The organism is Leisingera sp. JC1 (assembly GCF_001679925.1).
GTDB lineage: Bacteria > Pseudomonadota > Alphaproteobacteria > Rhodobacterales > Rhodobacteraceae > Leisingera.
In genome coordinates this window covers 23,081-37,414 of record NZ_LYUZ01000102.1, presented here as the reverse complement: position 1 = coordinate 37,414, position 14,334 = coordinate 23,081, and the positions used below count along the sequence as shown (strand labels likewise).

Genomic DNA, 14,334 nt, shown 5'->3' with positions numbered 1-14,334 from the left:
ATAAGCAGAACTGGATCGCCGCATTCGAGAACACCGGCGGGCGCCCAGGGCGGCCCTCATGCGGCGCGTACCAGGCCATCTCCTTGTCCAGCCAGATCAGCAAAGACCCGCGCTTGCGGAGCGCAGCGTTGTAGGCGGACCAGTTCGTCGTGCGGTAGCGGGCGGGCTTGGGCTTGCTCATGACATCCGTCTAACCCCATGGATTCGTGTTGTGAATCCTCCAACGAGAGAGTTCTGCAACAATGCCACGTCCATGATAGACTGCGGGAAGAAAACCCGGATGTTGATTTTGCAATCAAGTGGATTGGCAGAGATGCAAAATGGATTGAACAAACGGGTGAAAAGGATGGGTGTATTCACACCATTCCGTCTGCGCGTAAATTCAGGAGCAGGCAGGAACAGGAAGAGATGACACGACTGTTTTGCGAGCTCATGGCTTGGGGCAATTGGGGGCCATACCCGATGTTTAAAGGCGGTTTCCCTCTCAATGCCGGCTCAACGTGGAAGAAGATCAACAAAAGGGTTGTCGGTTTTGACCACAAGCTGAAGGCGCGCCTAGCTGCAGGTGAATTTATTCAGCGGTCAATAGTCGCCAGCCTATTTTATCTCTTTAAGAAAGATCCGGCTTAAACCCAGACCGCCAGCGCCCAGATCCCGGCAATAACCGTCGGGTAAAACGTCCCGGCAAAGCCCAGCCCGCGCAAGGGCGGCGACAGGTGGTAGCCGCCCCAGAACAACAGCCGCATAACGGCAAAGGAGAGGCCAAGGGCAATCGCCACGGCACCGCCGAGGGTGACGGCGGCAAAGGGCCAGATGGCCAATGCCAGCACCAGCTGTTCCACCGTGTTGGCCAGCACCCGCTGGTCGATCTCTGCCGGGGAGCCTGGAGAGAAGGGCTCTCCGTCGATGATGGCATCGTCGAAGAACCGCCGCTGGGCCAGGCGGCCGATGATCAGCGCCAGCACCAGCCCCGGCGCGAGGAAGGCGCCGGGCAAGGCGACGGGAGCCGGGATATACGGCAGGCCCAGCCATTGCGGCAGGCCGATGACCAGCACGCCCCAAAGGGCGCCGAGAGCCATGCCAATAAGGATCCGGGGGCGTTTGGTGCGCTGCATGGCGTCACTCAACCACCACTATCCCGGTTTGCCAAGGCATGGCGTATCAGACCCGGTGGGAAGCTGCTGCAGGCGGCACTAATTTTCTGACAAACAAGCACTCCCGCCCGGCGCCTGCCTGTGCCTTTGGCCCATCCGCGCCGGTTGGGCGTGGCATCGCGCCTGTGCGCGATGCAGGCAGCCCGCCCCATTGGGCGGGCTGCCGGACCCAAAGCCGCCAAAGGGGGCGGCCCGGAGGGCTGGCACCTGCGGGTGCGGGAGAACCTCCCCTGCCCTGCAGATGCTGTGCTTGCTTAAGTGCGCGCTTCGCGGATCAGGCGCAGGATGTCCTGGGCGGCCTCGGGGATGTTGGTGCCGGGGCCGAAGATCGCCTTGACGCCTTTGGAGTAGAGGAACTCGTAGTCCTGCTGCGGGATCACGCCGCCGCAGATCACGATGATGTCGCCTGCGCCTTCCGCCTTCAGTGCCTCGACCAGCTGCGGTGCCAGCGTTTTGTGGCCCGCGGCCTGGGAGGAGATGCCGATCACGTGGACGTCGTTGTCGATGGCGTCCTGGGCGGCCTCTTCCGGGGTCTGGAACAAGGGGCCGACGTCGACGTCAAAGCCGATATCGGCAAAGGCGGTGGCGATCACCTTGGCGCCGCGGTCGTGGCCGTCCTGGCCCATCTTGACCACCAGCAGGCGCGGGCGGCGGCCTTCTTCCTCGGCGAACTCCTCGATCGATTTCTGGATCGCGGCAAAGCCCTCGTCGCCCTCGTAAGCGGCGCCATAGACGCCGGCCAGGGTTTTGACTTCCGCGCGGTGGCGGCCGAATTCCTTTTCCATTGCCATGGAGATCTCTCCGACTGAGGCCCGCGCGCGGGCGGCTTCGACTGCGGCTTCCAGCAAGTTGCCCTCGCCTGATGCGGCGCGGCGGGTCAGTTCATCGAGGGCGGCCTGGCAGGCGGCCTCGTCGCGGGTCTCGCGCATCTTCTGCAGGCGGGCGATCTGGGCGTCGCGCACCGCGTGGTTGTCGACATCCAGAATGTCGATCGGGTCTTCCTTGTCCTTGCGGTACTTGTTGACGCCAACCACAACCTCGTCGCCGCGGTCGATCATCGCCTGGCGGCGGGCGGCGCTTTCTTCGATGCGCAGCTTGGGCATGCCGCTCTCGACGGCCTTGGTCATGCCGCCCATCTCCTCGACCTCTTCCATCAGCGCCCAGGCCATGTCGACCAGCTCAGCCGTCAGGCTTTCGATGTAGTAGGAGCCGGCCAGTGGGTCGACGACATTGGTGACGCCGGTTTCCTCCTGCAGCACCAGCTGGGTGTTGCGGGCGATGCGGGCGGAGAAATCGGTGGGCAGCGCGATGGCTTCGTCCAGCGCGTTGGTGTGCAGCGATTGGGTGCCGCCGAGCACCGCTGACATCGCCTCATACGCCGTGCGGATCACGTTGTTGTAGGGGTCCTGCTCCTGCAGCGACACGCCGGAGGTCTGGCAGTGGGTGCGCAGCATCTTGGAACGTTCGGACTTGGCGCCGAAATCGGTCATCACCCGGTGCCACAGGGTGCGGGCGGCGCGCAGTTTGGCGATTTCCATGAAGAAGTTCATGCCGATCGCAAAGAAGAAAGACAGGCGGCCTGCGAATTTGTCCACGTCCATGCCGGCATCCAGTGCGGCGCGCACGTATTCGCGGCCGTCTGCGATGGTGTAGGCCAGTTCCTGCACCAGGTTCGCGCCGGCCTCCTGCATGTGGTAGCCGGAGATCGAGATCGAGTTGAACTTGGGCATCTCGTTGGAGGTGTATTCGATGATGTCCGAGATGATCCGCATCGAGGGTTTGGGCGGATAGATATAGGTGTTGCGGACCATGAACTCCTTGAGGATGTCGTTCTGGATGGTGCCCGCAAGCAGGGACTTGTCGTGGCCCTGTTCTTCGCCTGCGACGATGAAGGAGGCCAAGACCGGGATCACCGCACCGTTCATGGTCATCGAGACCGAGACCTTGTCGAGCGGAATGCCGTCGAACAGGATTTTCATATCCTCGACTGAATCGATGGCCACGCCGGCTTTGCCGACATCGCCGACCACGCGCGGGTGGTCGCTGTCATAGCCGCGGTGGGTGGCGAGGTCGAAGGCGACCGAGACGCCCTGCTGGCCCGCGGCCAGGTTGCGGCGGTAGAAGGCGTTGGATTCTTCCGCCGTGGAGAAGCCCGCGTACTGGCGGATGGTCCAGGGGCGGCCTGCGTACATGGTGGCCTTCACCCCGCGGGTGAAGGGGCCGAACCCGGGGAGCGTGCCCATGTGGGGCAGATCCCTGGTGTCGTCTTCGGTGTAGAGCGGCTTGACTTCGATGCCTTCCAGCGTCTGCCAGTTGAGGTCGTCGACCGCCCGTCCGCGCAGCTCTTTCTCAGCCAGAGCCCGCCATTCGTCTTTGTTTGTCATCAGGTCTTCCTCTTGTCAGGTCTTTACGGGGCGGGTTCGTGCCCGCCGCCTGTTTATCCGGGTCTTGTGCCAGCGCCGCGAGGCCGTCCGCCCCGCCCGCAAGCCACATAATGTCGTCGGCATAAGCCTCGCGCAGGGCAGCGGTCTGCGCGTCGCTGAAAGGGCGCCAGCGGCCTGTGCCTTCGGGCAGTTCCGCTGCCGCTGCGGGCGGCAGGCTGGCGCGCAGGTCCTGCAGGCAGAGCGAGGCGTTGAGGCGCACCCGCGCGTGGGCGTGCGGCGCCTTGATGCCGGTGAGGGCTGTCAGCGCGGCCTCAGGCCGGGTGCCGAAGGTTTCAAACGGCAGCACATGCAGGTTCACATCCGGCATGGCGGCGGCAATGTCGGTGATCACGCCGCGCCAGCTGCGCGCCGAATAGGCGAGCCGGTCAAGGCTGGCGGCGGTTGGCATCTTGTGCCCGCGCGCCACTGCAAAGGCGAGGCCGGAGGTCCAGTAGCTGTCGAGGCTGCGGATCGAGAGCGCCACATCACTCACCGCGCCGCCGAAGGCCTGCGCATAGCGCGCCATGCGTTCGCCGACACCGCCGTACAAGTCGCCGAGCCGCAGGTTCTGACGCACCGCGCCGATCATGTTTTCCTCGCTCACCAGCAGCTGTTTGATGCCGCGTTCGCGGCAGCCAGTCATGCGGATCCGCAGCCTGCCTTGCGCGCGCTGCACCAGATCGCGGCCCGTCACCTGCGCCGGCCCCGGCTGGATGCCATGGAACAACCCCTTGCGGGTGCGGTACGGCCCCCAGAAGCCGATGCCCTGCCTGTTCAGGCCGTGCACGTTCTGGCGCATGTATTCCTGGAAGGATGTGGTGGCGCAGCGGTGGGCGCCGGTGTGCAGGATGACTTTCATGGCGTTACGGGGCCTCTTATGGAGGGCCGCAGGCCGCAGCCCGGTCAAGGGGAATGGCACAATCATGGCCGGCAACCCCTCATTATCCCGTTAACGAAGATGTTTTTTGTCCAAGTGGCGGTTTTCACAGTCGCATTTGCCGCCGGCACACATATATTCAACACAACAGGAGAGATCATGAGAGCAATCCTAAGCGTTGTTTTGGCAGGCTTTCTGCCGCTGGCGGCTGCGGCGGCGGATGGCACTGCGGCCGACTTGATCCAGCCCGGGTACGATGTGGAGCTGGAGGAATTCCAGTGGACGCACCGCCCGGTGGTGGTGTTTGCCGACAGTCCCGAAGACCCCCGGTTCCATGAGCAGATGGAGCGGCTGATGGAGGGTATCGAGGCGCTGAAGACGCGCGATGTGGTTGTGCTGACCGATACCGATCCGGCCGCGAAATCTGCCCTGCGCAAGAAGCTGCGGCCGCGCGGCTTCATGCTGGTGCTGGTGGGCAAGGACGGCGGCGTCAAGCTGAGGAAGCCGCATCCCTGGACGGTGCGCGAGCTGTCCCGCACCATCGACAAGTTCCCGGAGCGCCTGCGAGAAGTGGAAGAGCGGCGCGGCGGTTGAGCCCGCCGGTCGGCTACTGTCAGCCGTTGCCGCGGACGTAGATCAGCGCCATCGCCTGTTTGTCCAGGATCACCATCGCGCCGGTTTCCGGTACGAAGACCAGGCTGGAAGCCGGGTTGCGGATCGCCTGGTAATAGACGGATTTTACCAGATCGGTCATGCAGCTGACCCCCGCCAGACCGGAGTTCAGCACCCCCAGCCCCTGCGGCAGGTCGCGGGACATGATGTCCTCTGTCACCGCGTTGGGGGATTTGCCCGAGACCGCAAACATCACCGGCTTGCCGGCCTCCAGCATCTTCATGCCGGTGTTGAGGGATCGCGCGCGGTCCACCAGCGACGTGATGCGCGGGTTTTCCGCAGTGTGGAACACGGCGGCGGTGCAGCTCATCGAGCTTTGGAAAAAGAACGTCTCCCCCAGCTCCACCCAGGCCGACAGCTGGGCGCGCAGCGCCTCCTCCTTGTCGAGCGCGCAGGCGGACAGGACGGCCAGGGCGGTCAGAAGGCAGGTCAGGAGACGGATCATGCGGCACCTTGGCGTCGTCAAAGAGGTCGTCAAACGGCGCCAGTGTCGCAGAAATTCCTGAAGATTTGGTGCACGGCACCGGTTTTTGCGGGGCAGGCACGCCCGCGGGGGCGGGAAAACCCGCCTGCCCGCGTGCATATGTGCCTGCCCCGAAGTGCATTATTCGAATTCCATGATCACGTCGTCGACCGCCAGGCTGTCGCCTGCTGCGGCGTTGATCTTGGACACCACGCCCTTACGCTCGGCGCGCAGGATGTTTTCCATTTTCATCGCCTCGACAGTGCAGAGCGCCTGGCCCTCCTGGACCTCCTGCCCCACTTCGACGTCGACCTTCACGATCAGGCCGGGCATCGGGCAGAGCAGCATCTTGGAGGTGTCGGGCGCAACTTTCTCCGGCATCAATTCCGCCAGTTCGGCCTGGCGCGGGGTGCGCACCTTGACCGCCAGGTCGGCGCCGCGGGAGCGGACGCGGAAGCCCTGGGTCACCTTGCCCACTTTCAGCACCAGGGTTTCGCCATTGATCTGCAAGGTGGCCAACTGGTCGCCCGGGGTCCAGTCAGAGGTCACGCGGTAGCTGCCGCCGCCCTCGAAATTGACGGTGGCGCCGTCGCGGTCGGCGTCGATCACCACGTTGAAGGACTGGCCCTGCAGGCTGACGACCCAGTCGGTGCCGACCTTGCGTTCGTGATTGTCCATCCGGCCGGACACGCGGGTGCGGCGGATTTCGGCAACCCGGTGCATCGCGGCGCAGGCGGCAGCGATCTTGCGCAGGTCGTCGCTGTGCAGTTCAACGCCCTCGAAACCATCAGGGTACTGCTCCTCGATGAAGGCGGTGGTCATGGAACCGTCGATAAAGATCGGGTGGTCCATCACAGCGCTGAGGAACGGCAGGTTGTGGCCAATGCCCTCCACCTCGAAACTGTCGAGCGCGGTGCGCATGGCGCCAATAGCATCCTCGCGGGTCGGTGCCCAGGTGCAGAGCTTGGCGATCATCGGGTCGTAGTACATCGAGATCTCGCCGCCCTCGTAGACGCCGGTGTCGTTGCGCACGGCGGTCTCGCCCGCGGGCGCATCCCCCTGCCATTTGCCGTTGACCAGCATCGGACCTGCCGCCGTTTCCGCTGGCGGGCGGTAGCGGGTCAGACGGCCGATGGAGGGCAGGAAGCCGCGGTACGGGTCTTCGGCATAAAGACGGTTCTCAATCGCCCAGCCGGTGAGTTTCACATCTTCCTGACGCATCGGCAGTTCGGCCCCGTCGGCGACACGGATCATCTGCTCCACCAGGTCGACGCCGGTGATCAGCTCAGTCACCGGGTGTTCCACCTGCAGGCGGGTGTTCATTTCCAGGAAGTAGAAATTCTTGTCGCCGTCGACGATGAATTCAACAGTGCCGGCAGAGGAGTAGCCAACGGCCTTGGCCAGCGCGACGGCCTGCTCGCCCATCGCCTTGCGGGTTTCCTCATCGAGGAAGGGCGACGGGGCTTCTTCCACAACTTTCTGGTTGCGGCGCTGGATCGAGCATTCGCGCTCCCCCAGGTAGATGCCGTTGCCGTGCTTATCGCAGAGCACCTGGATTTCGATGTGGCGCGGCTGGGTGACGAATTTCTCGATGAAGATCCGGTCGTCGCCGAAGGAGTTTGCGGCCTCGTTCTTGGAGGACTGGAAGCCTTCGCGGGCCTCTTCGTCGTTCCAGGCGATCCGCATGCCCTTGCCGCCGCCGCCGGCAGAGGCCTTGATCATCACCGGGTAGCCGATCTCATTCGAAATCTTCACCGCCTCGTCGGCGTCGGCAATCAGGCCCATGTAACCGGGCACGGTGGAGACGCCGGCCTCCTGGGCGATTTTCTTGGAGGTGATCTTGTCGCCCATCGCCTCGATCGCGCCTTTCGGGGGGCCGACAAAGGCAACGCCTTCGGCCTCCAGCGCCTCGGCGAACTTGGAGTTCTCGGAGAGGAACCCGTAGCCCGGATGCACCGCCTGGGCGCCGGTCTGGCGGATCGCCTCCATCACCTTGTCGATGACGATATAGGACTGGTTGGCGGGCGGCGGGCCGATGTGGACGGCCTCGTCGGCCATTTGCACATGCAGGGCCTGCTTGTCGGCGTCAGAGTAGATGGCAACGGTCTTGATACCCATCTTGCGCGCGGTTTTGATCACGCGGCAGGCGATCTCGCCCCGGTTGGCGATCAGGATCTTATCAAACATAGGCAGTCCCTTGTTCCTTGGTATTCCGGAATGCAAAACGCCGCGCCCGGGGAGAGCCCGGACGCGGCGTTTGCGCGATGTCAGAAGCGGCCCGCAGGGGGCGGCTGTTCAGAGCGGCGGCAGGTGCATCAGCACTTGCGCGGGTTTTGCTCGCAATAGATGAGGTTTGCGGCAACGCCGACAGCGGCGCCGGTGACCAGGTTGGCATCCAGCACGGCTGCGCCAAGCGCGCCTGCGCCGCCGCCGTAGATGATGCGCTCGCCGGTGGTGTCGCCACAGGCCGCCACAAGGCCGCAGAGCGAGAGCGCCGCGATGAGAGATTTTGCCCGCATGTCCATGTTCCTTCTTCCGGGGACGTTGCTGTCCCGGCCGAATTTGCAGGCCACACGGGGCGGTGCAACGCTGCGGACTCAAACTGCGGCTGTTGAGCGGAGGCTTGCCGCACCGGGGGGGAGATACGGCAAGCTTCCGCCAATGCCTGAAGGGGATAAAAGACGGGCAGGCCGCGGATGGGGGCGCGTACCTGCCCGTTCAGGCGAAGGGGCCGGAACAGATGCTCGGCACAGCAGCGTGGCTGCGCTGCTTGACTCACGATGCACCGGGCACGCGCCGCTGTAAGCCCCTGAAACGCAAGATCCGGCAATTTGGCAGATTCCTGCTGAACCGGAAGGGTCGTGTGCAAATTCACGCCGAAATTGCGGCGCCCCGGACGCCCGTACTGGCTGCGCGCAAGGAACCGCGCTGCCGTGCCGGAGGTATGCGTCCGGAGGTGCGGCATCAGTCGAACGCCTCCGGGAAGGACGCGCGCGCAACCGCTTCGTTGATGACCAGCAGCGCCTCGTAGCTTTCGGGATCAAAGGGATCTTCGGCCGGGATCACCTCGCGGCCGAACAGCCAGCTGAGACGGCCGGCATCAAGGTTGCCGCGTTCAAACGGCTGGTCGCCGAAATGCTCCCACAGAGACTGCATGAACATCAGGTCGACGCGCTTGTCGACGTTCTTGCGGTCGCGGAAGCGCTCGCGCCGGGTCAGCGGCGTGACCCCCTTGGGGTTGGGGCGGCGGATGGTGAATTGGAAATCTGTGCCGGGCATACGGCCCGGGAACCCGCGGTGTTTCAGCATTTGGGTGCCTCCGGTCCGGCACCCCACGGGGCGGCGGGGGCCGGCCGCAGGGCCGGACCCCTGAAGTGTTTAGTTGTACTTGCCGGTGAAGACCGGTTCTTCGGAAACCGGCTCGACAACGACGAATTCTTCTTCCTGCTGTGCGCAGGCAGTGACGGCGGCCAGCAGGCCTGCCAGGGCGAAAAGCTTGATGCTCTTGGACATTTCTGTCTCCTGATAAAATTTGTGAAACCTGCGGCGGCGCAGCCGTCCGCGTGCCTCAACCTCAATGCGAAGGCAGCCGTGTGACTGCCCGCGCCGAGGATACCCGGCTTTGCGGCCAAGTCACATGCAAATCGCGGCAATTGATGGGGCTGTGGCTGCAATGCCGCAAGATTCCGCCGATCCCGCGCACGGCCCGCAAGATATTGTGGAAACATCAGAAAGCCTCCCAAATGCAGGCCGCGCCCTCGGGGCGGTAGGCTTCGAAAAACTGGGTTGCTTCCGGGTCCTGGGCGCCAAAGGGCACCATCCGGTCCGACAGCGAGATCACCACCCGCGCCGCGGTCAGGCCGTGTTCGGCCAGATAGGGCAGCGCAATGCTGCCGCAGAGGTGGTCCATGTCGGGGGCAGCCGCTTCATAGCTGACCGTTCCGCTTTCGCGGGCGATCTGCGGTGCCAGGAAGCGGAACCGCGCCCAGGTGTCACCGGGCTGGCCCGGGGCATCATCCAGAAGCACCTCTGCCAGGGTCACAGGCTGTCCCGAGGGGACAGGCACGGCATCTGCCGCAGCGGCGGTGACCGCATAGAGAGCAAAGGGGATTGCCGCCAGATATCCGCAGCCCCGGCCCCCGGTCACCCGGGCTCCTCCGGCCGGAGCTGCAGGCGCTGCGCAAGTTGCGCGCGCTGTCTGATATCGGCTGGAGCGGATCATGACGCTGATTCGCTCTTCATGTCAATTTTTGCCGCGATTCTATGCGAATCCTTCGCATCTGCGCGGGAATCGGGCAGAGTACGCCCCTGCCCCCGGCTGGCATGCCGGATCCAGCGGGCGCGGTTTGCGGGGTCTTCCAGCACATCTGCGATCAATCCGGCGGCATTCGCAGGCACCCGGCCCGCCACCTGGCCGCCTGCACGCACCCGCAGCCCCTGCCCTGCGGCAGTGATTTCCACCACCGGGGCGAAGCCGCGCAAGCGCTGCAGCTGCCGCCAGAGGTCCTGGCGGATCTGATGCGCCAGCCGCAGGGGATCAGCGGCGGGCAGCACCGTTTCCGCCGAAACGTCGGTCCGCGCAGGCAGGCGGCGCGACAGCGTCAGGCTGCTGTCCGTGCGGGTGATATGCCAACGTACCGTCATTTTCAGCCCCTTGGCCTCGACGAATAACGAACTGCACGGCAAGAAGAGTTCAGGAATGCCGACTGCATGTTCCGCACATCCCAATCTGATCTCTGCAGAGCTTCCCTTTGATCCGGCCAATGCAATTCGATGATGATATTGCGGTAGCTTCCCTTTTCATGGGCTTCCGAAATCACCGGCATTACTGCTTTGCAGATAGCTTTATACCGGTGGCCGGAATGTATGCGGTCCTGCGCAACATCTCCAAACATGGCCAAGGCAACCGCTACCGCCTTAAAGCTACTGTTAGAAACATTTCGGCCAGTATCGACAATCTGCTTGCTCTTGTTGACGCTTCCTGTACCAGTTCCGAGCACACACCCTGCGGCCCCATCGGGCAGTTGGAAGCTGAACTTTCCTTTGCAGATCCGCTCTTGCTGACCGGCAGCAAGCGGAGCGGCCAGCAACAGTAGACAAAATGTAAGAACACTTCGCATCTTCATCTCCTAATTGAATGCTGGCCGGTACTAACGCGCTGCTTCTTACAGCGGAATGTTGTCGTGCTTTTTCCACGGGTTTTTCAGCTGCTTGCCCCGAAGGGAGGCAAAGGCGCGGCTGACCCGTTTGCGGGTGGATTGGGGCATGATCACCTCGTCGATGAAGCCGCGTTCGGCCGCCACGAAGGGGTTAGCAAAGCGGTCTTCATAGTCCGCCGTGTGGGCCGCGATCTTGTCCGCATCGCCGAGGTCGGCGCGGTGGATGATCTCGGTGGCGCCCTTGGCGCCCATCACCGCGATCTCGGCGGTCGGCCAGGCGTAGTTGAAGTCGCCGCGCAGGTGTTTGGAGGCCATCACGTCATAGGCGCCGCCATAGGCCTTGCGGGTGATCACGGTGACCTTGGGCACGGTCGCCTCGCCATAGGCGAACAGCAGCTTGGCGCCGTGCTTGATGACGCCGCCGTATTCCTGGGAGGTGCCCGGCAGGAAGCCCGGCACGTCGACGAAGGTCAGGATCGGGATTTCGAAACAGTCGCAGAAGCGCACGAAGCGGGCGGCCTTGCGGCTGGAGTCGATGTCGAGGCAGCCGGCCAGCACCATCGGCTGGTTGGCGACGACGCCGACGGTCTGGCCCTCAAGCCGGATGAAGCCGGTGATGATGTTCTTGGCGAAATCCTCCTGGATCTCGTAGAAATCGCCCTCGTCCGCGACCTTGGTGATCAGCTCCTTCATGTCGTAAGGGCTGTTGGGGTTTTCCGGGATCAGGGTGTCCAGGCTTTCCTCGATCCGGCCGGGCTGGTCGAAGAACGGACGCACCGGGGGCTTTTCGCGGTTGTTGAGCGGCAGGAAGTCGACCAGGCGGCGGACTTCGGCCAGCGCCTCAACGTCGTTTTCAAAGGCACCGTCGGCGACGGAGGACTTCTTGGTGTGGGTGGAGGCGCCGCCCAGTTCCTCGGCCGTCACCACCTCGTTGGTCACGGTTTTCACCACGTCCGGGCCAGTCACGAACATGTAGGAGGTGTCCTTGACCATGAAGATGAAGTCGGTCATCGCCGGGGAGTACACAGCACCACCAGCACAGGGCCCCATGATGACGGAGATCTGCGGGATCACCCCGGAAGCCATGATGTTGCGCTGGAAGATCTCGGCGTAGCCGGCCAGCGCATCGACGCCTTCCTGGATGCGGGCACCGCCCGAGTCGTTGATGCCAATGACCGGTGCGCCGTTCTGCACCGCCATATCCATGATCTTGCAGATCTTCTGGGCGTGGGTGGCAGAGACCGAGCCGCCCAGAACAGTAAAGTCCTGGGAGAAGACATAGACCTGGCGGCCGTTGATGGTGCCCCAGCCGGTGACCACGCCATCCCCGGCCGGCTTGTTGTTTTCCATGCCGAAATCGGTGCAGCGGTGGGCGATGAACATGTCGAACTCTTCGAAGCTGCCCTCGTCCAGCAGCAGTTCGATCCGTTCGCGGGCGGTCAGCTTGCCGCGGCCGTGCTGTGCGTCGATGCGGCGCTGGCCGCCGCCCAGCCGCGCGTCCTGGCGGCGGTCTTCCAGCTCGGAAAGGATGTCTTTCATGGCACATGTCCCCTGTCAGTTTCAGCGCGACCATATATTGCGCTGCGGCGAAGCCAAAGGACATTGTCGCAAATTTGCAAACCGTTTGCATACTAAGACAGCAAAGTTGAAAATCAGCAAACTCTCCACGTATTCCCCAAGGGCAGGGAAAAAATCCGGTGACTTTCCGGCCACTCGCCTCTAAGCGAAGCGCCATAAGAGAAAAAACACTCAAGGGGCTTTGAATATGGCTTTCTTTAACTGGCGCAGCTTCCTTGCGCTTGCTTCTGCAGCTCTGCTTGCCGCATGTGAAGAGCACACCGCTCTAGTCGACCCGACTGTCAGTTCGAACATCAACGTCGTCGACGTACAAAGCAACCCGGGCTCCCTGCCCCTGAAAGAAGATGGAACCGTGCGGACCGGCCGGGAGTACACGATCTCTGAAACGCAGTTCATTCAGCAGCTTGACGCGGCACTGACGCGCCAGATTCAGGCCCGCGGCATGAACGGCGGCACCAAAGCCGTTCTGTCTGTCACGCCAACTAAGCTGGCACTGGTTTCCCCCGGGCAAGCCTTGGTGGTCGGCGGCCGGAGCCAGATTGAAGGCATTGTGACCCTCAAGACCACCCAAGGCGAAACCCTTGTGGCTCCCGTCACGATCAAGGGCTTCACCGACGAACTGCGCGCCGGTGGCCTGATCGGCGCGATGACCACCCCCTCCGCGTCGGAAGATTACCGCCGCACGCTGGACGGCTTTGCAAACAATGTGAGCCGCAAGCTGTTCGAAAACCTGACCGTCGGCATTGGCGGCACGGTCATCAACTGATCAGACACGTGAAGCCGGGCCGCCGCATCAGGCGGCCTTGGCGATCCCGGCGATCTGGCGCAGGGCGTTGCCCAGCGGCGCCCGGACGGGCGCAGAGATGCCAAAGGGGTTGTCCTCCACCAGGGCAATCACCGGATCATCCTTGAGAAACTTGCCGTAGGCCGCGACCTGCGCCAGCAGCGCCTGCGCCGCTGCCTTGCGGGCCTCACCGGTGGCGGACTTCATCTCGAACAGCGCCTTCATCAGCGCGGTCTGGTTGCCGTCGGTAGCGCCCGCCAGCCCGGCATCGGCGATCTGTGCCAGCACCGGGTGGTTCTGGGAGCGCAGAGCGGCCTGCAGGTCGGAGATGCCGCGGTCCGCCTCTTCCTTGGCGGCCTGCCAGATTGCCATGACATCCGCCTGCGGCGCCTCGGCCTCTGCCGGAGCGTCCAGGGCCTGTGCCAGCGCCTTAAGCCCCGCCGCCGCATCCCCCAGCGCGCCGGATTTCAGCTGCGCGGCGATCTCCTTGGCCTTTGCCGCAAGAGGCGCTGCCTGTTCCGGCGGCAAAGTTATGATTTTGGCGGCCTGTGCTGCAAGCAGTTTGCTAAGCTTGGCGGCCTGCTCCGTATCCGCCGGAGCGGATTTCGGCTGACCCTGAAGTTTGGCCAGCGCCGCCTCCAGCCGGTCGAGACGGGCGGCGCAACTGTCAAGCTCACCCTGCCCCAGGAGCTTGGCGCTGACCTTCACCTCCGGCGCCAGCTTTCCGGCAATGTCCGGGCTGCCCAGCGCCTTGAGCGCTTCCGCCGCGGCGGCGATGCGCTGCTTCAAGGCGGCGGCGGTGCCATCATCCGCCTGTGCCGGTGCGTTGATGTCCTGATCTTCGGCGTCGTCATCCGGCAGGGTTTCCTCATCGATGATGCTGCCGTCCGGGCCGAGGAGGACAGGTTTGAACTTGACCATGCCTTCCTTCATGAACCGCTTCTTCAGCTGTTTGACGATGCCCTTCAGCGGTTTTTCGGGTTGCAGGAAGACCTCGTTCTCCTCCACCCGCAGGGTGCCGAAGCAGGTTTTCTTGATGCCCGGCATCTTCTTCAGATCGCCGCGCAGCACCTTGCCGGGCTTGCGCAGGTCGATCATCAGCCCGCAGTTCTCCGGCTTGCCCCCCAACCCGAAGGCGAAGGGCAGTTCCTTGCCGGAGGCCTTGGATTTCTTGATGAGTTTCAGGACGGCATCGGCGTCAAAAGCCTGGTCAGACATGGCAAT

The 14,334-nt window shown here is 63.7% G+C and carries 17 protein-coding genes; 4 read left to right on the top strand and 13 right to left on the bottom strand.

The genetic code is table 11. The features are described from left to right. On the bottom strand, positions 1-181 hold a 181-nt coding region (locus A9D60_RS15870), incomplete at its 3' end, for a transposase (RefSeq protein ID WP_065269781.1). A 17-nt stretch (positions 182-198) separates the two neighbouring features. Between A9D60_RS15870 and A9D60_RS26635 the strand changes: the two genes are divergently transcribed. Further along, positions 199-630, top strand: coding sequence for a hypothetical protein (locus A9D60_RS26635; protein WP_175392972.1), 432 nt, complete (start codon positions 199-201; stop codon positions 628-630). Here the strand turns inward: A9D60_RS26635 and A9D60_RS15860 are convergent. From A9D60_RS15860 to A9D60_RS15850, 3 genes are all read right to left on the bottom strand, one after another. Then, the gene (locus A9D60_RS15860) at positions 627-1,115 is read right to left on the bottom strand and encodes an MAPEG family protein (RefSeq protein WP_065268493.1); all 489 of its coding nucleotides are present in this window, start codon (positions 1,113-1,115) and stop codon (positions 627-629) included. The two genes, A9D60_RS26635 and A9D60_RS15860, sit on opposite strands and share 4 nt — an antisense overlap. Positions 1,116-1,408: 293 nt before the next feature. Further along, a complete protein-coding gene (scpA, locus tag A9D60_RS15855) occupies positions 1,409-3,538 on the bottom strand; it encodes a methylmalonyl-CoA mutase (RefSeq protein WP_065268492.1) in 2,130 nt (709 codons plus the stop codon). Beyond that, positions 3,504-4,436, bottom strand: coding sequence for a hypothetical protein (locus A9D60_RS15850; RefSeq protein ID WP_065268491.1), 933 nt, complete (start codon positions 4,434-4,436; stop codon positions 3,504-3,506). The genes scpA and A9D60_RS15850 overlap by 35 nt, the downstream gene beginning before the upstream one ends. A 177-nt stretch (positions 4,437-4,613) precedes the next feature. Between A9D60_RS15850 and A9D60_RS15845 the strand changes: the two genes are divergently transcribed. Continuing rightward, positions 4,614-5,048: a DUF4174 domain-containing protein gene (locus tag A9D60_RS15845; protein WP_039186409.1), complete on the top strand. Its 435-nt coding sequence runs from the start codon at positions 4,614-4,616 to the stop codon at positions 5,046-5,048. A gap of 19 nt (positions 5,049-5,067) precedes the next feature. Here the strand turns inward: A9D60_RS15845 and A9D60_RS15840 are convergent, their stop codons facing one another. From A9D60_RS15840 to A9D60_RS15815, 7 genes are all read right to left on the bottom strand, one after another. Beyond that, positions 5,068-5,571, bottom strand: coding sequence for a hypothetical protein (locus A9D60_RS15840; RefSeq protein WP_065268490.1), 504 nt, complete (start codon positions 5,569-5,571; stop codon positions 5,068-5,070). 159 nt (positions 5,572-5,730) lie between these two features. Continuing rightward, entirely contained in the window at positions 5,731-7,776 is a 2,046-nt protein-coding gene (locus tag A9D60_RS15835; RefSeq protein WP_065268489.1) for an acetyl-CoA carboxylase biotin carboxylase subunit, read from the bottom strand. A gap of 128 nt (positions 7,777-7,904) precedes the next feature. Then, on the bottom strand, positions 7,905-8,108 hold the full coding sequence (locus A9D60_RS15830; RefSeq protein ID WP_039186172.1) for a hypothetical protein: 204 nt from the start codon (positions 8,106-8,108) through the stop codon (positions 7,905-7,907). 445 nt (positions 8,109-8,553) lie between these two features. Next, the gene (locus A9D60_RS15825) at positions 8,554-8,898 is read right to left on the bottom strand and encodes a hypothetical protein (RefSeq protein ID WP_039186171.1); all 345 of its coding nucleotides are present in this window, start codon (positions 8,896-8,898) and stop codon (positions 8,554-8,556) included. Between the two features lie 69 nt (positions 8,899-8,967). Further along, complete coding sequence (locus tag A9D60_RS27250; protein ID WP_302621849.1) at positions 8,968-9,102, bottom strand: hypothetical protein; 135 nt, start codon at positions 9,100-9,102, stop codon at positions 8,968-8,970. 214 nt (positions 9,103-9,316) lie between these two features. Further along, entirely contained in the window at positions 9,317-9,811 is a 495-nt protein-coding gene (locus A9D60_RS15820) for a DUF6497 family protein (RefSeq protein WP_065268488.1), read from the bottom strand. Further along, a complete protein-coding gene (locus A9D60_RS15815; protein WP_065268487.1) occupies positions 9,808-10,233 on the bottom strand; it encodes a hypothetical protein in 426 nt (141 codons plus the stop codon). The genes A9D60_RS15820 and A9D60_RS15815 overlap by 4 nt, the downstream gene beginning before the upstream one ends. A 119-nt stretch (positions 10,234-10,352) precedes the next feature. Here A9D60_RS15815 and A9D60_RS26630 point away from each other — a divergent pair, with 119 nt between their 5' ends. After that, entirely contained in the window at positions 10,353-10,685 is a 333-nt protein-coding gene (locus A9D60_RS26630) for a hypothetical protein (RefSeq protein WP_065268486.1), read from the top strand. Between the two features lie 69 nt (positions 10,686-10,754). On the opposite strand, the gene A9D60_RS15805 is transcribed toward A9D60_RS26630, so the two are convergent. Then, positions 10,755-12,287: an acyl-CoA carboxylase subunit beta gene (locus A9D60_RS15805; protein WP_039186168.1), complete on the bottom strand. Its 1,533-nt coding sequence runs from the start codon at positions 12,285-12,287 to the stop codon at positions 10,755-10,757. A gap of 226 nt (positions 12,288-12,513) precedes the next feature. On the opposite strand from A9D60_RS15805, the gene A9D60_RS15800 reads away from it, so the two are divergent. Further along, positions 12,514-13,092 carry a hypothetical protein gene (locus A9D60_RS15800; RefSeq protein ID WP_065268485.1) on the top strand — a complete coding sequence of 193 codons (579 nt, stop codon included), beginning with the start codon at positions 12,514-12,516 and terminating at the stop codon, positions 13,090-13,092. A gap of 27 nt (positions 13,093-13,119) precedes the next feature. Here A9D60_RS15800 and A9D60_RS15795 read toward each other — a convergent pair whose 3' ends face one another. Continuing rightward, positions 13,120-14,328 carry a hypothetical protein gene (locus A9D60_RS15795; RefSeq protein ID WP_065268484.1) on the bottom strand — a complete coding sequence of 403 codons (1,209 nt, stop codon included), beginning with the start codon at positions 14,326-14,328 and terminating at the stop codon, positions 13,120-13,122. Positions 14,329-14,334 lie beyond the last annotated feature (6 nt).